Annotated in this window: 21 protein-coding genes, 1 tRNA gene and 1 pseudogene; 14 read left to right on the top strand and 9 right to left on the bottom strand. The window is 52.2% G+C overall.

The features are described from left to right. Window positions 1-33 precede the first annotated feature (33 nt). Window positions 34-1,035 (bottom strand): tRNA-modifying protein YgfZ, encoded by a 1,002-nt coding sequence (gene ygfZ / locus DUT67_RS18570; protein ID WP_113632087.1) that lies wholly within the window; start codon window positions 1,033-1,035, stop codon window positions 34-36. A 235-nt stretch (window positions 1,036-1,270) separates the two neighbouring features. Between ygfZ and sdhE the strand changes: the two genes are divergently transcribed. The 3 genes from sdhE (at window position 1,271) to rlmF (ending at window position 3,105) form a co-directional block, all read left to right on the top strand. After that, window positions 1,271-1,537 (top strand): FAD assembly factor SdhE, encoded by a 267-nt coding sequence (gene sdhE, locus DUT67_RS18565; protein WP_039303362.1) that lies wholly within the window; start codon window positions 1,271-1,273, stop codon window positions 1,535-1,537. After that, window positions 1,518-1,931, top strand: a complete 414-nt coding sequence (locus tag DUT67_RS18560; RefSeq protein ID WP_072061993.1) for a protein YgfX — start codon at window positions 1,518-1,520, stop codon at window positions 1,929-1,931. The genes sdhE and DUT67_RS18560 overlap by 20 nt, the downstream gene beginning before the upstream one ends. A gap of 238 nt (window positions 1,932-2,169) precedes the next feature. Then, window positions 2,170-3,105: a 23S rRNA (adenine(1618)-N(6))-methyltransferase RlmF gene (rlmF, locus tag DUT67_RS18555; RefSeq protein WP_113632086.1), complete on the top strand. Its 936-nt coding sequence runs from the start codon at window positions 2,170-2,172 to the stop codon at window positions 3,103-3,105. A gap of 63 nt (window positions 3,106-3,168) precedes the next feature. On the opposite strand, the gene DUT67_RS18550 is transcribed toward rlmF, so the two are convergent. Both DUT67_RS18550 and fldB read right to left on the bottom strand, forming a co-directional pair. After that, window positions 3,169-3,492: a hypothetical protein gene (locus DUT67_RS18550; RefSeq protein WP_113632085.1), complete on the bottom strand. Its 324-nt coding sequence runs from the start codon at window positions 3,490-3,492 to the stop codon at window positions 3,169-3,171. A 28-nt stretch (window positions 3,493-3,520) separates the two neighbouring features. After that, window positions 3,521-4,039, bottom strand: coding sequence for a flavodoxin FldB (gene fldB / locus DUT67_RS18545; RefSeq protein WP_113632084.1), 519 nt, complete (start codon window positions 4,037-4,039; stop codon window positions 3,521-3,523). Between the two features lie 215 nt (window positions 4,040-4,254). Here fldB and DUT67_RS18540 point away from each other — a divergent pair, with 215 nt between their 5' ends. Further along, window positions 4,255-4,431 (top strand): hypothetical protein, encoded by a 177-nt coding sequence (locus tag DUT67_RS18540; RefSeq protein ID WP_189339491.1) that lies wholly within the window; start codon window positions 4,255-4,257, stop codon window positions 4,429-4,431. Window positions 4,432-4,445: 14 nt separating this feature from the next. On the opposite strand, the gene DUT67_RS18535 is transcribed toward DUT67_RS18540, so the two are convergent. The 5 genes and pseudogenes from DUT67_RS18535 to DUT67_RS18515 form a co-directional block, all read right to left on the bottom strand. Continuing rightward, window positions 4,446-4,892, bottom strand: a complete 447-nt coding sequence (locus tag DUT67_RS18535) for a lysozyme inhibitor LprI family protein (protein WP_011092372.1) — start codon at window positions 4,890-4,892, stop codon at window positions 4,446-4,448. Window positions 4,893-4,962: 70 nt separating this feature from the next. Beyond that, a complete protein-coding gene (locus tag DUT67_RS18530) occupies window positions 4,963-5,139 on the bottom strand; it encodes an XVIPCD domain-containing protein (RefSeq protein ID WP_368350105.1) in 177 nt (58 codons plus the stop codon). A gap of 204 nt (window positions 5,140-5,343) precedes the next feature. Continuing rightward, on the bottom strand, window positions 5,344-5,844 hold the full coding sequence (locus tag DUT67_RS18525; protein ID WP_011092374.1) for a DUF4189 domain-containing protein: 501 nt from the start codon (window positions 5,842-5,844) through the stop codon (window positions 5,344-5,346). Between the two features lie 68 nt (window positions 5,845-5,912). Then, window positions 5,913-6,116, bottom strand: a pseudogene (locus tag DUT67_RS18520) (IS3 family transposase); the annotation flags it as partial. A gap of 289 nt (window positions 6,117-6,405) precedes the next feature. Continuing rightward, complete coding sequence (locus tag DUT67_RS18515; protein WP_048258763.1) at window positions 6,406-7,731, bottom strand: MFS transporter; 1,326 nt, start codon at window positions 7,729-7,731, stop codon at window positions 6,406-6,408. A gap of 311 nt (window positions 7,732-8,042) precedes the next feature. Between DUT67_RS18515 and xerD the strand changes: the two genes are divergently transcribed. From xerD to DUT67_RS18470, 9 genes are all read left to right on the top strand, one after another. Next, complete coding sequence (gene xerD, locus DUT67_RS18510; RefSeq protein ID WP_048258764.1) at window positions 8,043-8,942, top strand: site-specific tyrosine recombinase XerD; 900 nt, start codon at window positions 8,043-8,045, stop codon at window positions 8,940-8,942. 125 nt (window positions 8,943-9,067) lie between these two features. Continuing rightward, complete coding sequence (gene dsbC, locus DUT67_RS18505; RefSeq protein WP_048258765.1) at window positions 9,068-9,784, top strand: bifunctional protein-disulfide isomerase/oxidoreductase DsbC; 717 nt, start codon at window positions 9,068-9,070, stop codon at window positions 9,782-9,784. A 6-nt stretch (window positions 9,785-9,790) separates the two neighbouring features. Next, window positions 9,791-11,536: a single-stranded-DNA-specific exonuclease RecJ gene (gene recJ, locus DUT67_RS18500; RefSeq protein ID WP_189315168.1), complete on the top strand. Its 1,746-nt coding sequence runs from the start codon at window positions 9,791-9,793 to the stop codon at window positions 11,534-11,536. Window positions 11,537-11,650: 114 nt separating this feature from the next. Then, window positions 11,651-12,749 (top strand): peptide chain release factor 2 gene (gene prfB, locus DUT67_RS18495; protein ID WP_101749491.1). Its coding sequence is split into 2 segments (ribosomal slippage): window positions 11,651-11,725 and window positions 11,727-12,749, totalling 1,098 coding nucleotides; the frame shifts between segments, so codons are not numbered across the junction. Between the two features lie 8 nt (window positions 12,750-12,757). After that, window positions 12,758-14,275 (top strand): lysine--tRNA ligase, encoded by a 1,518-nt coding sequence (gene lysS / locus DUT67_RS18490; RefSeq protein ID WP_113632083.1) that lies wholly within the window; start codon window positions 12,758-12,760, stop codon window positions 14,273-14,275. Window positions 14,276-14,517: 242 nt separating this feature from the next. Continuing rightward, the gene (locus DUT67_RS18485) at window positions 14,518-15,273 is read left to right on the top strand and encodes an AraC family transcriptional regulator (protein ID WP_113632082.1); all 756 of its coding nucleotides are present in this window, start codon (window positions 14,518-14,520) and stop codon (window positions 15,271-15,273) included. 62 nt (window positions 15,274-15,335) lie between these two features. Next, window positions 15,336-16,019, top strand: a complete 684-nt coding sequence (locus tag DUT67_RS18480; RefSeq protein WP_113632081.1) for a LysE family translocator — start codon at window positions 15,336-15,338, stop codon at window positions 16,017-16,019. Window positions 16,020-16,100: 81 nt separating this feature from the next. Beyond that, a tRNA-Gly gene (locus DUT67_RS18475) sits at window positions 16,101-16,174 on the top strand. A gap of 270 nt (window positions 16,175-16,444) precedes the next feature. Then, a complete protein-coding gene (locus tag DUT67_RS18470; protein ID WP_113632147.1) occupies window positions 16,445-16,837 on the top strand; it encodes an SgcJ/EcaC family oxidoreductase in 393 nt (130 codons plus the stop codon). A gap of 101 nt (window positions 16,838-16,938) precedes the next feature. On the opposite strand, the gene DUT67_RS18465 is transcribed toward DUT67_RS18470, so the two are convergent. Next, entirely contained in the window at window positions 16,939-18,009 is a 1,071-nt protein-coding gene (locus tag DUT67_RS18465) for a DUF1176 domain-containing protein (RefSeq protein WP_113625471.1), read from the bottom strand. 378 nt (window positions 18,010-18,387) lie between these two features. Here DUT67_RS18465 and lpxP point away from each other — a divergent pair, with 378 nt between their 5' ends. Beyond that, the gene (lpxP, locus tag DUT67_RS18460; RefSeq protein WP_048258772.1) at window positions 18,388-19,311 is read left to right on the top strand and encodes a kdo(2)-lipid IV(A) palmitoleoyltransferase; all 924 of its coding nucleotides are present in this window, start codon (window positions 18,388-18,390) and stop codon (window positions 19,309-19,311) included. The last annotated feature ends 121 nt before the right edge of the window (window positions 19,312-19,432 follow it).

Genomic DNA, 19,432 nt, shown 5'->3' with positions numbered 1-19,432 from the left:
CTAACTGGCTCATGCGTGATGTCACTCGTCGGATTAATCCGTGATCTCATACGGTAGAGGTTGAACCGTGAGTTGGCTTTCGGCATCGTCACGTACGCGCAGGATATTCTCTGCGTTCAGATCGTTATTCAACACCGCCTGCACCCACACGTCACCGTTCTGCAATTGGCTGGCGGCCAATATTGTCCCGGTACGACGCCAGTTCTCGCCAAGTTGCAATTCGAGATCGTCCCCAGCCTGAGGCACCCGGTTTGCTTTACCCGCCAGCCAGTAGAGCGCACGCTTATTCGCCCCGCGATATTTTGCTCGAGCGACCATTTCCTGACCGGTATAGCACCCTTTGCTGAAGCTAATCCCATTTAATGCCTGTAAATTAGTCGCTTGCGGGATGAACTGCGCACTGTTTGCGCTGTCAATGATGGGCTGACCTGCTTCAATCTCTAGCGTCAGCCACTGACGGCTGTCATTTAAACTGACTTTATCGCCGAGCTGTTCAAGCAGCGAAGCGCTCTGCTCAGGAGACAGCACCAACAGGAAACGTTCTGCAGGATGGGTGAAATGCAGTAAGGTTGCGCCTTCGTGCTGAACGACAGGGTGCTCGGCATCTGGAAGTTGGCTAAATACAGAGGCCAGCAACTCGCGGATACCTGCACCCGCGGCGCCCAGCAGGATAGCGTTATCGTCTGGCGCGATGGTCGTTTTCGAGAAAACGGCGTATTTTTTCAGTTCGCTAAGTTGGGCGTCGCGTAGATTACGGCGCTCAATGAAAGCAAAGCCTTCGCCGTGATGAAACAGACGCAGGTTGCTCCACATTTTCCCTTTCGCGTCGCAGTGGGCGCAAAGGATGTGCCCATCGTCAGGCAGCGCCCCGACATCTGCGGTGACCTGCCCCTGAAGATACTTGACGGTATCCGGCCCGACCAGCGTGGACAGTGCCCAGTCATCCAGTGAGATGAGCGTGGCGGCCAGTTGGGCGGAAGCAAATGGGAGCTGTGAGGCAAACGGAAGTTGATGGGCCGTATGTTGGTTAACCATATAGTACAATCCTGCGCTAAGGGCGATACCCGAATGGCCTAATGGTAAAAGAGCGCTCAGGGTTTGCAAGTGGTTATTCACGCAGCGTTATGGCATAGCACATCTTGATGCTGATGAACGCACTTGGCGCAGTGCATGCGGGTAAACTATGTCAAAATGTTACTATTAGTTGATACCCGCTACCGGAATCAGAGTACACTAGCGGCAAGCAGCGATAACAAGGTGGACATGAAATATGGAAATCGATAATAAATCACGCATTCATTGGGCATGCCGCCGTGGTATGCGTGAACTGGATATCGCGATCATGCCGTTTTTTGAGCATGACTATGACACACTTAATGACAGTGATAAGCGCACGTTTGTACGCCTGTTACAAAGCGACGATCCTGATTTATTCAACTGGCTGATGAACCACGGTGAACCGAAGGACGGAGAGTTGAAACGCATGATTTCCCTTATTCAGACGCGAAATAAAGATCGTGGCCCAGTGGCAATGTGACCTTCGCGTTTCCTGGCGCATGCAACTGCTGTCACTGGTTGTGCATGGCCTATTAGTGTTGCTCATTCTGCTGGCACCGTGGCCGGACGGCTATGCATGGCTATGGCTATGCCTGGTCACGATGGTTATGTTCGGTTTTATTCGTAGCCAAAGGAATATCAAATCCCGACAGGGGGAAATCGTTTTGCTTAGCGAAACGACCCTGAACTGGCGGCAGAAGGAATGGCAGATCGTCAAACGACCGTGGCTTTTGAAAAATGGCGTGTTGTTGGCGTTGCAGTCGGTTAACGATAAAGAAAAACAACAGCTGTGGCTGGCATCAGACAGTATGGGCGATGAAGAGTGGCGCCATCTGCGTCAGCTTCTTTTGCAGCAGAAGCACTGGGCGAGATAACGACGCATTTTTACGCGGTGTATCGCGCCCCGTGTGTAGAAAAATCACCACGATGATTTACGGAAATAATCGCAGCAGGTATCTTACGCCGCTTCGTGAGGATAGGATATCGGCTGTTCCCGTCAGGGGAATGTCGGCTTTCCTTTCTCTTTTTCCCTGTTTGAACCTGAGTTTATTCGGTCACCGCCTGACCGTGCCTTACAATCTGTAGGGTATAACAATCTATTGGGTATAACTGATGACTAAGCCCGCAGTGCAAAAAAATGGTCTGCATCCTCGTAATCGCCATCGCGACCGTTATGATTTTCCCTCGCTCAAGCAGAGCTATCCTGCTCTGATCCCGTTTGTGAAGGTGAATGCCTACGGTGATGAGTCAGTGGACTTTGCCAATCCCGAGGCGGTGAAAACGCTGAATCAGGCGTTGTTGTTGCATTTTTATCAGATTGAGCACTGGACGATTCCAGACGGCTTTCTGTGCCCACCGATCCCCGGTCGCGCTGACTATGTCCACCATCTTGCTGATTTACTGGCGGAAGATAACCGTTCGGTGGTACCGCGTGATGCATCCGTGCTGGATGTCGGCTGCGGCGCTAACTGCGTCTACCCGCTGATTGGGTTCCGTGAATATGGCTGGCGCTTTACTGGCAGCGAGATTAATCCGCTGGCGATGAAAGCGGCCAATGAGACGATTGAGGCGAACCCTGGCTTGAACCGATCGATTCGCCTGCGCCGTCAGAAAAATAGCAAAGCGATACTGGCAGGCATTATTCACAAGAACGACACGTTTGATGCCGTCATGTGTAATCCACCGTTCCATGCCTCCGCGGAGGATGCCCGCGAGGGATCGCAGCGCAAGTTGCATAATCTGGGGCTGGATAAACGCTCCCCGCTGAATTTTGGCGGTCAGCAGGACGAGCTGTGGTGTGAAGGTGGCGAGTTAGCCTTCATTGGTCAGATGATCAAAGAGAGCGCCGGTTTTGCCCGTCAGTGCCTGTGGTTTACGTCGCTCGTATCGCGCAAAGAGAACTTGCCGGAGATTTATCGTGCGCTGGAAGCGGTTGAGGTGGAAAAGGTCAGAACGATAGATATGGCGCAAGGCCAGAAGCAAAGCCGCTTTGTCGCGTGGAGCTTTATGGATACCGCCGCGCGGAACCGCTGGTTACAAAAGCGCTAAGCGACTTCAGGCTTTACGGATATCAATATTCGCGGATACGTCACAGAGGTATCCGCGAACGTTTTACTCGACGCTAACCGTATCCGGTTCCTGTTTGGTCACCTTCAACGATGTACCCTGAATCGCCATAAACACCGCTTCCCGCCTTGTCAGATAGCCTTTGACGGGATGTGGCTTAATGGCGCCAGTCAGCGAGGTATCGGTGATGATGCCGCAGCCTGTCGCGTGCGCTATTTGCTGTGCCGTCTCATCAAACCTTGAGAAATCGATATCGTAATATTGCGGCACATCGCATTTCCCGCCCAGATTTTTGGCGTATTCCTCAGTGCCTGTTTGCGCACAGCCTGCGAGCAATAATCCTGCGACTGCGATGAGTAACATCTTCATCGTGTTTACCCCTGTTGACGCGTACCGTTTACAGCAGTGACGCCATTTCCTGTAGGATCTGTTCGCACCACTGCTCCAGCCGTTCATCGCTGAGATCGTATTGATTCACTTCGTCCAACGCCAGCCCGACAAAATGTTTGCCGTCAGCAGCCAGCGGTTTTGGGCTGGTGAAGTCGTAGCCATCGATTGGCCAGTACCCAATGAATGTGACACCTAACGGCAGCAGTTGTTCATGCAGCATGCCCAGCGCATCAAGGAACCATTCGCTGTAGCCAAGCTGGTCGCCCATACCGTAAAGTGCGACGACTTTGCCTTTGAGGTTCAGCGTTGCTAACTGGCCCCAGATGTTCTCCCAGTCTTCCTGAATCTCACCGAAATCCCAGGTTGGGATGCCGAGAATCAGCGTACTGTAGTCTTCCATACGTTGAGGGTCGACATCCTTAACGTTGTGCAGATCCACCAGTTCTTCGCCCAACATGTCGCGAATTTTTTCCGCTGCCATTTCGGTGTAACAGGTGCTTGAGCCGTAAAACAGACCGATTTTCATACTATCTATAAGTCCATGATTTAATTATTTTCTACAATCAATGCGTTGATTCAGTCTCTGCGCTGTAACGTGATTGCCTAAAGGCGACAAGTCCATAACTCATGTGCAGCAGAAAACAGGTAATGGCTGCCATATTCGATGATATTGAGGTCTTTTACAATCGCTGGTGAAGCACGCGGTGCAGAGCGATTGGCTTCAATGGTGGAGGTTAGGGGATGATTTCAGGGGGAGGAACGCCTCTCTGCGATGGACAAGTGAAAAGAGGAGGAACCTCCCTCGGTGCCGCGACCCACAACGAAATATGTGTCGCCAGCATCACCGACATCGTGAGTATCGATGTCGGTGATGCTGGCGGCGTTGTCATTTTGATTGGCTATGGTCTGCTCCATTGAACAGAAAGTTGCGGCTACTGATCGTTTGCGATCGACAAATATTCCTCCAAAACATTGGTGCGTTCGCAGAGACGAAAAATTTCTCTCTGCATGACTTCAAAGCTGCTCACCGTTTCGCTGCCATAGAGTGACGACTCAAAGGTCTTGCTGGCGCTGTGGAAATCGAGCCAGGCGCGCTCGGCGCGGATCAGATTGTCCTTGGCCGTGCCACTCTGTTTGCTGAGCAGCGCTTTATAAGCAGCGTTCAATCGTGCGTCTTGTCGTTTTTTCTCCGCAGATTGACATGCAGCAAGTGCGATGTTTTCTGATCCCGCATTTTCAACGCAGCTATAGAACACATCGGTAATGCCTGCTGGCGCTTGACGTTTGATGACCTGAGCGGTGCTCTCATTCGCCTGTGCGCCCGACGCATACATAACGAGTGCGAGGCTGAGGGTAAAAATTCCGGTTGCTGTTTTCATGCGATTCCAACCTCGATGTAGGAAAGTGTTGAAAGAAAGTGTTTGCTCGGGTGCACGGTGGGCACATGGATCACCTTGGAATTCGCCGTGTACCCTGAACTACAATGAGTTTGTTGCCGTTCTCACCCTGCGCCACATGATCGATCTGCTTAAACCCTGACTGACAAGCCGCTAAAGCCAACGTGCCGGCTGCATTGCAGGCGCGCTGATCGGAGGCGATGCCGTGCTGGGCATTGATCTTCTCCATACCGCGGTAGGTGATGACGATTGCCCCTGTGACACGCTTGTACGGTGCGCGTGTAGTATGACTTGAAGAAATGGAAGCGGCAAAAAATCGAAGTTAATCGAAGTGCGAGAGAGCAGGTGAGGTACGTGCTGCTCAGCGGAGCTTGACCTGGTGGCTCCGTACGATGCCTCAAGAAACTCACCTGTTCTTGTTTGAAAATTTCAGCTAACGGATACGGACTGGAGGACTGCAAGCGCTGTAGTAAGTCTCGCATTTCTTGTCTGTTTCATTACACTTTTTCAAGCCATCGGCAACCGCTTGGTGAAGTGTGGCCATGGCCCCGCGGTAATAGTTCCGTTCGCCGATCGTAAAAGCGGTGCAGCCGTTTACATAGGAAATCTCGATCTGGCAGTTGTCACCACCTTTGACTTTGCAGTGATTCAGCGCAGCCGACTTTGCGGCTTGCTCACTTGGGAACTCAGCGGATGCACCCAATATGAATTTGGGTCCATCGAATGCAATTGCGCCCCATCGATCCTCCCACACAGGCTCGGGAGCACTGGGCGCTTGCTGTTGTCCGCTGCCGTTACCGGGAATAGGAGCGCATCCTGCTGTGGCACCTCCGCCAATCGGGTAGGAACCTGGCGGGCAGTTTCCTTCGGCATGGACGTCTATGCTGAAGCAAGAAAGAGCGAGCAACGCACCTGCCAAGTGTATGTGTTTCATTGCCGTGCTCCCGGATCACCTTGATAGGGCTTCACGCTATCAGAAGGCTCGCGCGCTGGTCAATTAATTCAGGACACTTCTACAGGTGGTTCTGATGCCATCGTCCGTTCGTATACGGTCGGTGGTAGAGAGCTCAGCTTTGAGTGAAGCCGTTCGTTGTTATAATACCCAACGATGTATTCCGTGATGTCTCTTATCGCCTCGGCATGATTGGCGTAATCGCGCCTCCAGACAGGCTCCATTTTTAAACTCAGGAAAAAACGTTCAACGATGCCTTGAGTTGTACAACCACAGGGCAACTGTGCTGAACAGGCGCCTTGGCACGCTTCTGGGCCTCGTAGAAGCCGGATCGACTGACATTCAGTATCGACAGGCATACGCCACCGAATTTGATTGTTACATCGACAGGCTTGTTGGTATACCTCGCTTAATTAGCGTGGTAAATGCGGAAATGTATCAAAGTGATAATAACAAAAGGTGATGATTTGAGGTGGTAACGGGCTGGTGCCAGCGTGAAACAGGAAAGATGCAGTGAGGGCCGTAGCCCTCACGGAAGGGAAATTATCCCAGAGACTGGTGACGCGTTTCTTTAGTTAACAGCAGCGCAATCAGCGTCAGTGACGCCATGGCTGCCAGATAAACGCCGACATAGAACAGGCCGTAGTTGGCTGTCAGCCACGCGGCGATATACGGTGCAACCGATGCGCCGAGAATCGACGAGACGTTATAGGAGAATGACGCGCCGGTGTAACGGACTTCCGTCGGGAACAACTCCGGCAGCAGGGCACCCATGGGGCCGAACGTCAGCCCCATGATGCTCAGACCCAACACCAGGAAGCCCATCACCAGCGCCTGATTGCCTGAACCGAGCATATAAGGGAACAGCATGGCGAAGACGATCATGAGGCAGGTAATGGTAATCATGGTCTTACGGCGGCCAAAGGCATCCGCCAGATAGCCTGCGACTGGCACCATCAGACCAAAGCCGATCACCGCGATCATCAGCATCAACAGGAAACTGTTACGTGAGAAACCCAGTCCCTTAGGTGCTGGCGTCGTACCGTACGTCATGGAGTACACGGTCATGATATAGAACAGCGTGTAGGTCGCCAGCATGATGAAGGTGCCGAGAATCGTGACTTTCATATGCTTGCTGAGCAGCGTGCCCAGCGGCATACGTACCTGCTTACCGGCTTTGACCGCTTTGGTAAAGACCGGAGCTTCATGCAGTGATATGCGGACATACAGGCCAACCAACACCAGCACGGCAGACGCAACGAACGGCACACGCCAGCCCCAGCTCATGAACTGTTCTTCCGTCAACAGCCAGGACAACAGCAGGAAGGTGCCGTTAGCGAAGAAGAAGCCAATCGGTGCGCCAAGCTGGGGGAACGACCCATAGAGTGCACGTTTATTGGACGGGGCATTTTCGGTCGCCAGCAGCGCCGCGCCACCCCATTCACCGCCAAGGCCCAAGCCCTGACCGAAGCGAGCGATGGCCAACAGAATTGGTGCAAAAATACCGATGGTTTCGTAGGTGGGTAACAGTCCGATCAGAACGGTCGAAATACCCATTGTCAGTAGAGACGCGACCAGCGTGACTTTACGTCCGACGCGATCGCCAAAGTGACCGAATACCGCCGAGCCAATAGGACGAGCCACAAAGGCAATCGCAAAGGTTGCCAGCGACTGTAGCGTGGCGGCAGTCGGATCGCCCTGTGGGAAGAAAATGTGCGGGAAAATCAGCACCGCAGCGGTGGCATAGATATAAAAATCGAAAAATTCGATAGCGGTGCCAATGAGTGACGCAACAATCACTTTATTGCGTGAATTTACGGGTGGTGCTTCCGCTTCGGCATCGAGAGTGGGGGTGATGGTGGCTTGCATAATGTTTCTTTATTTTAACAACACGAACAGCCATTCTACGCATAGAAAAATCGGCTTTTCAACGTTGATTAAGTAAGGTCAATACCAGTAGACATGCGGCTTCAAGGAGCCTGTTCCGATATATTGACGATACATAAAATATAATGTGCCTTGGCCTTATTTTTGCCGGAGAATGTTATGGCGATGTTGAGGTTCACGGAATATGTGAGATCGCACACAATTCCGTTTGCGAGAGAATACCGCCTTGATGAAGGTGTAAAGTCGTCGCTTCATCGGCATAATATTGCCAATAAGTGAAGAGGGACACGGCGATGCAAGAACACGATCAGGCACTCATCGAACAGTTTCTCGATGCGCTGTGGCTGGAAAGAAATCTGGCCGAGAATACGCTGGCGTCTTATCGCTTGGATCTGCGTTCGCTTGCGGAGTGGCTTGCGCACCATGATAACGCTCTGCTACAGGCGCAGGCGCTCGACCTTCAGGCGTTTCTTGCCGATAGGATTGAGGGAGGCTATAAAGCGACGAGTTCGGCTCGTTTGCTGAGCGCGATGCGTCGCTTCTTCCAGTACCTTTATCGAGAAAAACAGCGTAGCGACGATCCGAGTGCCGTGCTGTCGTCTCCGAAACTGCCGCAGCGTCTACCCAAAGATTTGAGCGAGGCGCAGGTTGGTGCGTTACTCGATGCCCCGAGCATTGAACAACCGCTGGAATTACGCGATAAGGCCATGCTTGAGGTATTGTATGCGACGGGGCTGCGCGTTTCCGAACTGGTTGGTTTGACGATGAGTGATGTCAGCCTGCGGCAAGGCGTGGTACGCGTGCTGGGTAAAGGCAATAAAGAACGGCTGGTGCCGCTGGGTGAAGAGGCGGTGTATTGGATCGAGTATTATCTGGAGCACGGTCGTCCGTGGTTATTAAACGGGCAGACGCTGGATGTGCTGTTTCCCAGCAATCGCGCACGGCAAATGACGCGCCAGACGTTCTGGCATCGCATCAAGCATTATGCGGTGCAGGCGTCGATCGACAGCGAAAAGCTCTCGCCGCACGTTTTGCGTCACGCGTTTGCTACCCATTTATTGAACCACGGCGCGGATTTACGGGTCGTACAGATGCTCTTAGGGCACAGCGATCTTTCCACGACGCAGATTTACACCCATGTGGCGACGGAACGGCTGAAGCAGCTCCATCAGCAGCACCATCCGCGCGCATAGCATAGAGTAAATAGACAGAGTAACAGGATGTTATCTGACTGGCGGGGCCTCTCGCCAACCACCTTAGCGTATTGCTACGAGCGACGTATTCACCATGACGTTGCGACACAAACAGGATTGATGAAATGAAAAAAGGGTTATTACTGCTTTCTTTGCTGGTGGCGACGGCGACCAATTTTGCCCACGCCGACGATGCCGCAATCAAGCAGACGCTGACGCGTCTGGACATGCAAGGTGCGGAAATACTGCCTTCGCCGATGGCTGGCATGAAAACTGTCATTACCGAGAGCGGCGTGCTGTACATCAGCGAAGACGGCAAGCATTTGCTGCAAGGCCCGCTTTATGATGTGAGCGGCACGATGCCGGTCAACACCACCAATAAAATCCTGATCGGCAAGCTGGATGCGCTGCAGGAACAAATGATCGTTTATAAAGCCGCGCAGGAAAAACACGTGATTACCGTTTTCACCGACATCACCTGCGGCTATTGCCACAAACTGCATGAGCAGATGAAAGATTACAACGCGCTGGGCATTACCGTGCGCTATCTGGCCTTCCCGCGTCAGGGCATGAAATCGCAGGCAGCGAAAGATATGCAGTCCATCTGGTGCGTGGCCGATCGCAATAAAGCGTTTGATAACGCGATGAAGAGCGAAGCGATCTCGCCAGCAACATGCAAAACCGATATCGCTGCGCATTACCAACTGGGCATCCAGTTTGGCGTGCAGGGGACTCCCGCTATCGTGCTGCAAGACGGCATGGTTGTCCCTGGATATCAAGGGCCGAAAGAGATGCTGGCCATGCTGGAAGCACACAAAGCCTCGAAGAAAACTGGCGGTTGATGCTACGTGGATATGATTACCCAACTCCGTCGGCGTCCGCTGGCGGAAGACATTGATTTACCTGACTCCGTTCCGCCTTTGTTGCGCCGTCTTTATGCGCAGCGCGGCGTTAAAGGGGCTCAGGAGCTGGAACGTGGCCTGAGTGGTTTACTCAATTACCGTTTGTTAAGCGGCATTGATAAAGCGATCGACCTGTTGCAACTGGCGCTAGCCGAGAAGCGCTGCATCGTGATTGTGGGCGACTTTGATGCCGATGGTGCCACCAGCACCACGCTTGCCGTACTGGCGCTGCGCAGCATGGGCGGCGCAAACGTAAAATATCTGGTGCCGAACCGTTTTGAAGATGGCTACGGGCTAAGCCCGGCCGTGGTGGCGCAAGCTGCCGCGCTGGGGGCTGAGGTGATTGTTACCGTTGATAACGGAATATCTTCTCATGCGGGCGTCGAAGATGCGCATCGTCGCGGTATCACAGTGCTGGTGACCGATCACCACCTACCGGGCGAAACCTTGCCTGACGCCGATGCCATGATTAACCCTAATTTGCCTGACTGTCAGTTTCCCTCCAAAGCGCTTGCAGGCGTGGGCGTCGCGTTTTACTTGATGATGGCGCTGTTTGTGCGCCTGCGCGATAGCGATTGGTTTACGCAACAGGGTCTGGCGAAGCCGAATCTCGCCGAATTACTGGATCTGGTCGCGCTGGGCACGGTGGCGGATGTTGTTCCGCTGGATGCCAACAACCGGATTTTAGTGGCGCAGGGGCTGAATCGTATTCGTGCCGGCGAGTGTCGACCGGGCATTCGAGCGCTGCTGGAAGTGGCGAACCGCGATGCCAGCCAACTGGTCGCCAGCGATTTAGGCTTTGCCATCGGGCCACGGCTCAATGCGGCCGGGCGGCTGGATGACATGACGGTCGGGGTCGAACTGTTATTGAGTAACGACATTACTCAGGCGCGCATGTTGGCTAACGATTTAGATGCGTTGAATCAGGATCGACGAGAGATCGAACAAGGAATGCAGGTCGAAGCCTTGCGCCTGTGCGAATCGCTGGAGCGTACACGCACCGAATTGCCTTACGGTCTGGCGATGTATCATCCTGAGTGGCATCAGGGCGTTGTGGGCATTTTGGCCTCGCGCATTAAAGAGCGTTTTCATCGTCCGGTGATTGCCTTTGCGCCTGCCGGTGACGGCATACTGAAAGGATCGGGACGCTCCATTGCAGGTCTGCATCTGCGTGATGCGCTGGAAAGATTGGATACGCTGTATCCCGGCATGATGGATAAGTTTGGTGGACATGCAATGGCCGCAGGGCTATCGCTGCATGAAGATCGATTTGAGGATTTCCGCCAGCGCTTTGGCGAACTGGTTGGTGAGTGGCTCGATCCGTCTCATCTTGAAGGCGTCGTCTGGTCTGATGGCGAATTGGCTCTGCCGGAGCTGAATTTGCTCTCAACGGCAGAAATGCTGCGCTACGCCGGTCCATGGGGGCAAGCGTTCCCTGAACCCACATTCGATGGCTGCTTCCGCATTCTTCAACCTCGCCTACTCAAAGAACGTCATTTGAAAGCGATGTTTGAGCCGATCGGTGCAACAGGAGCCGTGCCACTGTTAGATGGCATCGCGTTTAATGTTGATACGACCGTTTGGCCGGATCCGAGCATTAAAGAAGTGGAAATGGTGTACCAGCTGGATATTAACGAGTTTCGCGGTAAACGCTCGGTGCAGTTGCTGATTCAACATCTGTGGCCGCGTTAACTTTGCGAACCGAATAGGGTGGGCGGAAAGTCTATAAAATGCGCCTTTTATCCGCTAGAATGGCGGGTTACATCATTCCGTTGTCAACGACTTAACGTAAGAATATAAAAAATCATGTTTGAAATTAATCCGGTAAAAAACCGCATCCAGGATCTGGCTGAACGTAGCGCCGTTCTTCGGGGGTATCTTTGACTATGATGCCAAGAAAGAGCGCCTCGAAGAAGTAAACGCCGAACTGGAGCAGCCAGATGTCTGGAATGAGCCTGAACGTGCTCAGGCATTGGGAAAAGAACGCTCCTCGCTGGAAGCTATCGTCGACACCATCGATCAACTGGCTCAGGGTCTGGAAGATGTGACCGGTCTGCTTGAGCTCGCGGTGGAAGAAGACGACGAAGACACCTTTAATGAAACCTCAGTAGAACTGGATGTGCTGGAAAATAAATTAGGCCAGCTCGAATTCCGTCGCATGTTCTCTGGTGAGTACGACAGCGCGGATTGCTATCTGGATATTCAGGCGGGATCTGGCGGTACGGAAGCGCAGGACTGGGCCAGCATGCTGGTGCGTATGTACCTGCGTTGGGCTGAAGCCAAAGGGTTTAAAACCGAAATTATTGAAGAGTCAGACGGTGACGTGGCCGGTACGAAATCCGCCACCATCAAGATCATCGGTGACTATGCGTTTGGCTGGCTGCGTACGGAAACCGGCGTACACCGCCTCGTGCGTAAGAGCCCATTCGATTCCGGCGGTCGCCGTCATACCTCATTCAGCTCCGCGTTTGTCTACCCGGAAGTGGATGACGATATTGATATCGAAATCAATCCAGCCGATCTGCGTATTGACGTTTATCGCGCATCCGGTGCGGGTGGTCAGCACGTTAACCGGACAGAATCTGCGGTGCGTATTACCCACCTTCCGACCAACATTGTCACACAGTGTCAGAATGACCGTTCCCAGCATAAAAACAAAGATCAGGCGATGAAACAGCTGAAAGCCAAGCTGTACGAGTTTGAGATGCAAAAGAAAAATGCTGAGAAACAGGTGATGGAAGACAACAAGTCTGACATCGGCTGGGGTAGTCAGATTCGTTCCTATGTTCTGGATGATTCGCGCATCAAAGACTTACGTACCGGAGTGGAAACACGTAACACTCAGGCCGTACTTGATGGCGATCTGGACAAATTTATTGAAGCAAGTTTAAAAGCGGGGTTATAAGAATTCGCATGGCTGAATCACAATCACAGGGTGCCGATCAGGCGCAAGATCTGAATAATGAATTAAAAACGCGTCGTGAAAAGCTGGTGACGCTGCGTGAAAACGGGATCGCATTCCCGAATGATTTCCGCCGTGACAGCATCTCCGATCACTTGCACGCTGAGTTCGATGCCAAAGAGAACGAAGAGCTGGAAGAACTGGGTATCGAAGTGACCGTTGCGGGCCGTATGATGACCCGTCGCATCATGGGTAAAGCCTCTTTCGTGACCTTGCAGGACGTCGGTGGCCGCATTCAGCTGTATGTTTCCCGCGACGATCTGGCGGAAGGCATCTATAACGAGCAGTTCAAGAAATGGGATCTGGGCGATATCCTGGGTGCGCGTGGCAAGCTGTTCAAAACCAAAACGGGCGAGCTGTCCATCCACTGTACCGAACTGCGTCTGCTGACCAAAGCGCTGCGTCCGCTGCCGGATAAATTCCACGGTCTGGCCGATCAGGAAACCCGCTATCGTCAGCGTTATCTGGATCTGATCGCTAACGACGACTCCCGCAATACTTTCCGCATCCGCTCTAACGTGATGGCAGCCATTCGCCGCTTCATGGTGGATAACGGCTTTATGGAAGTGGAAACGCCGATGATGCAGGTGATTCCCGGCGGCGCGTCTGCCCGTCCGTTCATCACGCACCATAACGCGCTGGACATCGACATGTACCTGCGTATTGCACCGGAACTGTACCTGAAGCGTCTGGTTGTCGGTGGTTTTGAGCGCGTGTTCGAGATTAACCGTAACTTCCGTAACGAAGGTGTTTCCCCACGTCACAACCCTGAATTCACAATGATGGAACTTTATATGGCGTATGCCGATTATAAAGACCTGATTGTGTTGACGGAAAACCTGTTCCGTACGCTGACGCAGGACGTGCTGGGCTCGACGACGGTGGTGTACGGCGATCAGACGTTCGATTTCGGTAAGCCGTTCGATAAGCTGACGATGCGCGAAGCGATCTGCAAATATCGCCCTGAAACCAACGTTGCCGATCTGGACGATCTGGAGAAAGCGACCGCGATCGCACTGTCTCTGGGCATCAAGATCGAGAAAAGCTGGGGCTTGGGCCGTATCGTTACCGAGATCTTCGAAGAGACGGCAGAAAGCAGCCTGATCCAACCAACCTTCATCACCGAATATCCGGCTGAAGTATCTCCGCTGGCGCGTCGTAACGATCAGAACCCGGAAATCACCGATCGCTTTGAGTTCTTCATCGGCGGTCGTGAAATTGGTAACGGCTTCTCCGAGCTGAATGATGCTGAAGATCAGGCAGAGCGTTTTGCTCAGCAGGTCAATGCTAAAGATGCGGGCGATGATGAAGCGATGTTCTACGACGAAGACTACGTGACGGCGTTGGAGCACGGTTTGCCGCCAACAGCGGGTCTGGGTATTGGTATCGACCGTATGGTGATGTTGTTCACGAACAGCCACACCATCCGCGACGTCATCCTGTTCCCAGCGATGCGTCCACAGAAGTAAGCTCGTTTTAGCTGAGCCTTCTAAACCGGTGCAATTGCACCGGTTTGACGTTATCGGCTACGTCAAATTTTAGGGGAAACACGGGGATGAGGTTCCCGTAGGGATACCTCGCATGTATCTCGCTCTCACCTCGATAGTACTACCTCTCGTTTTGTCTCTGCATTCTTGTCGTCATTTTGTAATTGTTGCCCGACGGGGGAAGATGCTATTTTCAGGCATTCATTCACTGTCGGAACGCCCTCATGATGACTTACCGCGATGCCTGGTTTGAGCTGGCGCTGTTAACCAACGGCCGCAGCTTTCCACGTCATACGCACGATGAGTTCGTCATCAGCGCCAATCTCAGCGGATTGGAAACGGTCTGGCTGGATGGAGAGACCTTTGTTGCCACCAACGATATGGTGACGACTTACAATCCTAATCAGTTACAGGGCAGCGATAATGCGTTTGGCCGCTGGCAGTGCGCATCGCTGTACGTTCACCCGCAGGCATTCGAGCATTATTTCCATCAAACGTTTTTATTCTCACAGGGCTGGAATCCGTCGGCGCAATTAGCGTCCGAGCTAAAACAGCTCGTCACCTCTGATTTGGATGACAGCAGCCGTCAGGAGCGCATTATCCTGCTGTTGGCAGGATTGATGGAAGGTCAGCACCGAATGCTGCCTCAAAGCCAAGTCAAAGAGGCTGAGCGGATCACGCGGATCAAAGAGGGGCTGCTGAACGATCTCAGCGATGTCCCCACGCTTGATCAGTTGGCGCAGCAGGAAAGTCTGTCGGTTGCACATCTGGTACGTTCATTTAATCAGGCGGTTGGCTTGCCACCGCTGGCGTGGCTAATGCAACGGCGTATGTGTAAAGCGCGAGAACTGCTGCGGCAGGGCACCGCGATTAGCCAAGTCGCAGGTGATGTCGGGTTTGCCGATCAAGCGCATTTCACCAAAGCCTTCAACCGCTACAACGCAATGACACCAGGGCAGTTCCGCCGTATCAATTTTTGACAATACAGTGTTTCCTCCGAGCTCTACACTCGCCTTATTGCTTAACGCTCGAAGGGAATATCATGCTGTTAGTTGTCTTCACGGGGATATTGCTATCCCTGTCGTTGTGTCTCGATCTGGGGATGGTCAATACCGCGATTATTAACCGTGGGCTGCGGCACGGGGCGCGTTCGGCGTTTTATATCGGGCTGGGTTCCTGTTTCGGCGATCTGTTTTATGCCACGTTGTCGGTGCTAGGGCTGGCGGTGGTGTTTAATCTAACACCGGTGCGCTGGGTGCTATGGATTGGCGGCGGACTGATTCTGATCTGGATGACGATCAGCATGGCGCGTGCGGCATGGCGTGACTATCAGGTTAAACGCTTTGCCGATCTGTCTACGACAGCGAATGCGGTGGATTCCACCACGCCACCTGCCCGGTACACCGAGTTTTTCAGTGGCGTCGGAATGGCACTGGCGTCACCGACGGCGCTACTGTGGTTTGCGGCGATTGGCGGCACCATTATTGCGCAGTCTACGGATGGCTCTGCTTTCATGATCAGCCTGTTTCTGCTGGGTTTTTTCGTCGGCGGTGTACTGTGGACGTTCTTCCTCGCGGCGCTGGTGAAGTACGGTCAGCGGTTGCTGAAAGAACGCATCTCATTTTACTGCAGCCTGATCTCCGCGCTGTTATTTGCCTACTTTGCCTGGCACGTCATTTCCAATGGCTATGAGACGTTGTTCCTACCGCTATCCACGGCCGCATGACCGGTCAAAACAACAGCACTTTGCCGGGTTTTTTACTTGCTCGGCAACGGCATAGCGCTATAATGCCACTCGCCTCTCCGTGCGAGTGTAGTTCAATGGTAGAACGGCAGCTTCCCAAGCTGCATACGAGGGTTCGATTCCCTTCACTCGCTCCAAAACATTTCTGATCTCTTGATTCTAAAAATACCTATCTGCGTGATATACAATCAACTGCATTACCCTATGGTTACCCATTAAATTTGTAACTGCTGGACTACGTCTGCGTAATTCCCAAGAGAGTCATGATTTCTCGGCCACTGATGAACAAGTTGAGCAAATTACTCGCTATTATTGTGGCGCTGGATGAGGAAAGAGGGATTTAATACCCGTTTCTATTGAATTTTCACGTCAGAATGTTCTGCGCCACGTTACTGAGGTCAATGCTTATGAAGCCACATCCGATACGCGAAATCATTGAAGCCTGTGATAGAGCAATATCTGAACGAAATTTTGATGCCTTGATGAATTATTATGCCGAGGATGCCGCACTTGTTATCAAGCCTGGAATGGTTGCAAAAGGGAAAGGTGATATAAGAAAAGCATTTGTCGCTATTGCCGATTACTTTAAAAATCAACTTGTTGTTGAACAAGGAAATATGCAGGTCATAGAGGGCGGTGGTGACGCTTTAGTTATCATGGAAACGGTGCTTCATTACCCAGACGATCAGGGGAATATTGTCACAACAACTCGGCGAGCGACCTATGTGTTCAGGAAAGAAGCTGATGGAAACTGGCTTTGCACCATTGATAACTCCTATGGAACAACACTTCTTGACTGATTATGTCTAGTCAATTCAGGTGCGCTCGGGATGATTCTGGCGCGTTTTTATTCTCTTTCCCCATGTTTGAATATGAGGCCCGCGAGTGGCCCCAGTTTCTTTCATTTCCCCGGTTTAATCACAGTCGCTATCCAGTAGGGTAAATCCCAGGTGCCCCCGAGGCGGATCATACGGCATGAGCCTGTAATTGATGCTCGGCTTTGCTGGAATGTTTTGCCATCCCATACCCAGGCACTATCGCTCATGCAGTCTGCGAGTCCACGCCCTTTCTGTACGGCGGTAATTTCACCGTTTTCGTAGCCTACGCCGATTGTGGTCACGAGTTGGGGCTGAGTTTGCATGGCGTTGTCGATGACCCAGTAAGCATAGCCTTCGTTGTAGGCTGCACGCCAGCAAAGGGTGCTGAGTAGCGACATGTTGCCATTGAGCGGCGTGAGAATCATCGGTTCTGCTGCTCTGTCCTCCTGTGGCGGAAAGTCATCGCAGTCATCTTCCTTTAGCGTCTTAAGCAGCTTTTTCTGGATGGCAGCTTGTTCTGTATTCGTCAGATGTCGTGAGGGTTCCTGTTGGGTTGCTGCCGAGTAGATAACGGGGGCTGCTACGGCAGGGTGCTCACTGCTTTTGTTGCCTTTTTTGGTGATGGCGTCCGTCGTACCAATGCGACCCTGCCTCTCATCCATCTTTAGCAAGACAGCGTAGGCACCTGTTCCAGACAGTTCGGAAACGATGCCATCATGCAGAAACGCGACTTTCCCGCTTCCTTTCAGCGCCTGTAATACGGCAGGGATTTGTGTTTCATTGAGCTGCCAGAGATTGTCTTCGGTTGAGGTGAGTGGACCTTTATCCACACCGTCAACGGTTAGCGTGAGTTTGGTGCCTTTAGGAATCTCTTTGTCTACCTCAGCGAGTGTCACCTCAGCCGTTATTGGCGTGTTTTTTCCGGCATGGCGCGTTATAAGCAGGGAAACGTCTTGCGCTTTTTCATCTTCTCCCATGCTTTTCTCCTCTGACGTGTAGCCTGCTGCCCGGCACGTTAGCGTGTTATCGCAGACCACTTCCCAGTCTTTATGAAAGAAAGTGCTATCGGCGAATGTTGTGGCAAAAGCTAGCGTAGGAATGCTGGCGATCACAACAATTAATGCATTGAATCGGTAAGGGAGAGAAAAGAACATTTTCAATCAAATCCTTGATTATGCTATGGCTTGTTATTCTCTGTGACCTGATGTCGGGAAGCCAGTCGCGTTTGTTGGCGCAGGGTATTATGTTAGCTTCAGGTTGTCTCAGATTGCGAATATTTCTTATCCAACTACTCCTTTATTGAGTGTGAATCAGGTATGATACCGCTACCGTCAGCCGTTCATCGGCTGTGCAAAATCCCCTCTGTGTTATCAGCATGTTTATCCTGCTTTTTAACCTCATGCGCGATAACGGTCAGAATTAAGTTTTCCACACAGCTGAAACGATCCCTATAAATAAGTGTCATGATAGATGTAGCGCGATGAGAACGACTCTTTATGCGGTACGCTGTTAATCACTTAAAGATGAGTATCATGAAGATTAAGCAAACATTTACCAGGGCATTACTCCACCCGCGCTATTGGACGACTTGGTTCGGCCTTGGCGTGCTGTTTTTATTAGTCCAACTTCCTTATCCGCTGTTGATGAAAATCGGAAGCAGTGCAGGTCGTTTATCCCGTATCTTTCTTAAACGTCGGGTGTCGATTGCCCGGCGCAATCTTGAACTGTGTTTCCCTACGATCTCTGATGACGAACGAGAAGCCATGATCGACAGCAACTTTGCTTCGCTCGGAATGGCATTGGTTGAAACTGGCATGGCCTGGTTTTGGCCCGATCGTCGCGTGCGTCACTGGTTTGATGTTTCAGGGTTGGAACATTTACAGCGTGCTACCGCAAAAGGTCAGGGCGTGATGGTGATTGGTATTCACTTCATGTCGCTGGAACTGGGCGGTAGGGCGATGGGGCTGTGTCAGCCGATGATGGCGATGTACCGTCCGCACAACAATAAAGCGATGGAAATGGTGCAAACCTGGGGACGTTCTCGCTCGAACAAGGCGATGATCGATCGTAAAGATTTGCGTGGCATGGTGCAATCACTGAAACGTGGTGAAGCGGTATGGTTCGCTCCCGATCAGGATTACGGCCCTAAAGGCAGCGTGTTTGCACCGTTCTTTGCGGTGAAAAATGCGGCGACCACCAGCGGTACCTACACCATCAGTCGTCTGGCAAAACCCGCGATGATGACGACGGTGCTGATTCGTAAGCCCGATGCTTTGGGTTATCAACTGGTGATTCAGCCTGAATTACAGGATTATCCTTATCATGATGAACAGGCTGCGGCTTGCTACATGAATAAGGTGATTGAGAAAGAAATCATGCGTGCGCCTGAACAGTATCTCTGGCTGCATCGTCGCTTTAAAACTCGCCCAGCAGGTGAAGTCTCACTCTATGCCTGATGACGTAGTGAAAGTGTATAGTGAGATAGCGTAAACACGTGTGATATCGGATGGCGCTTCGGCGCCATCACTGCACAGCGAGCAGAATCCGTTACGCAAGGTGTAGGAAGGAAGGTAGAGA

It is taken from the genome of Pectobacterium peruviense (assembly GCF_003312355.2).
Classification (GTDB): domain Bacteria; phylum Pseudomonadota; class Gammaproteobacteria; order Enterobacterales; family Enterobacteriaceae; genus Pectobacterium; species Pectobacterium peruviense.
The sequence above is the reverse complement of the archived record's forward strand: the minus strand, read 5'-3'. Positions and strand labels throughout refer to the sequence as shown.

What these genes read in the sequence shown, in the direction of transcription:
- rlmF (WP_113632086.1), top strand. Translation starts at nt 2,170, where the DNA reads ATGACTAAGCCCGCAGTGCAAAAAAATGGTCTGCATCCTCGTAATCGC.
- DUT67_RS18535 (WP_011092372.1), bottom strand. Translation starts at nt 4,892, where the DNA reads ATGAAAACAGCAACCGGAATTTTTACCCTCAGCCTCGCACTCGTTATG.
- DUT67_RS18480 (WP_113632081.1), top strand. Translation starts at nt 15,336, where the DNA reads ATGCTGTTAGTTGTCTTCACGGGGATATTGCTATCCCTGTCGTTGTGT.
- lysS (WP_113632083.1), top strand. Translation starts at nt 12,758, where the DNA reads ATGGCTGAATCACAATCACAGGGTGCCGATCAGGCGCAAGATCTGAAT.
- dsbC (WP_048258765.1), top strand. Translation starts at nt 9,068, where the DNA reads ATGAAAAAAGGGTTATTACTGCTTTCTTTGCTGGTGGCGACGGCGACC.
- DUT67_RS18525 (WP_011092374.1), bottom strand. Translation starts at nt 5,844, where the DNA reads ATGAAACACATACACTTGGCAGGTGCGTTGCTCGCTCTTTCTTGCTTC.
- ygfZ (WP_113632087.1), bottom strand. Translation starts at nt 1,035, where the DNA reads ATGGTTAACCAACATACGGCCCATCAACTTCCGTTTGCCTCACAGCTC.
- DUT67_RS18485 (WP_113632082.1), top strand. Translation starts at nt 14,518, where the DNA reads ATGATGACTTACCGCGATGCCTGGTTTGAGCTGGCGCTGTTAACCAAC.
- DUT67_RS18470 (WP_113632147.1), top strand. Translation starts at nt 16,445, where the DNA reads ATGAAGCCACATCCGATACGCGAAATCATTGAAGCCTGTGATAGAGCA.
- xerD (WP_048258764.1), top strand. Translation starts at nt 8,043, where the DNA reads ATGCAAGAACACGATCAGGCACTCATCGAACAGTTTCTCGATGCGCTG.
- fldB (WP_113632084.1), bottom strand. Translation starts at nt 4,039, where the DNA reads ATGAAAATCGGTCTGTTTTACGGCTCAAGCACCTGTTACACCGAAATG.
- DUT67_RS18515 (WP_048258763.1), bottom strand. Translation starts at nt 7,731, where the DNA reads ATGCAAGCCACCATCACCCCCACTCTCGATGCCGAAGCGGAAGCACCA.
- DUT67_RS18530 (WP_368350105.1), bottom strand. Translation starts at nt 5,139, where the DNA reads ATGGAGAAGATCAATGCCCAGCACGGCATCGCCTCCGATCAGCGCGCC.
- lpxP (WP_048258772.1), top strand. Translation starts at nt 18,388, where the DNA reads ATGAAGATTAAGCAAACATTTACCAGGGCATTACTCCACCCGCGCTAT.
- DUT67_RS18540 (WP_189339491.1), top strand. Translation starts at nt 4,255, where the DNA reads ATGATTTCAGGGGGAGGAACGCCTCTCTGCGATGGACAAGTGAAAAGA.
- DUT67_RS18465 (WP_113625471.1), bottom strand. Translation starts at nt 18,009, where the DNA reads ATGTTCTTTTCTCTCCCTTACCGATTCAATGCATTAATTGTTGTGATC.
- sdhE (WP_039303362.1), top strand. Translation starts at nt 1,271, where the DNA reads ATGGAAATCGATAATAAATCACGCATTCATTGGGCATGCCGCCGTGGT.
- DUT67_RS18550 (WP_113632085.1), bottom strand. Translation starts at nt 3,492, where the DNA reads ATGAAGATGTTACTCATCGCAGTCGCAGGATTATTGCTCGCAGGCTGT.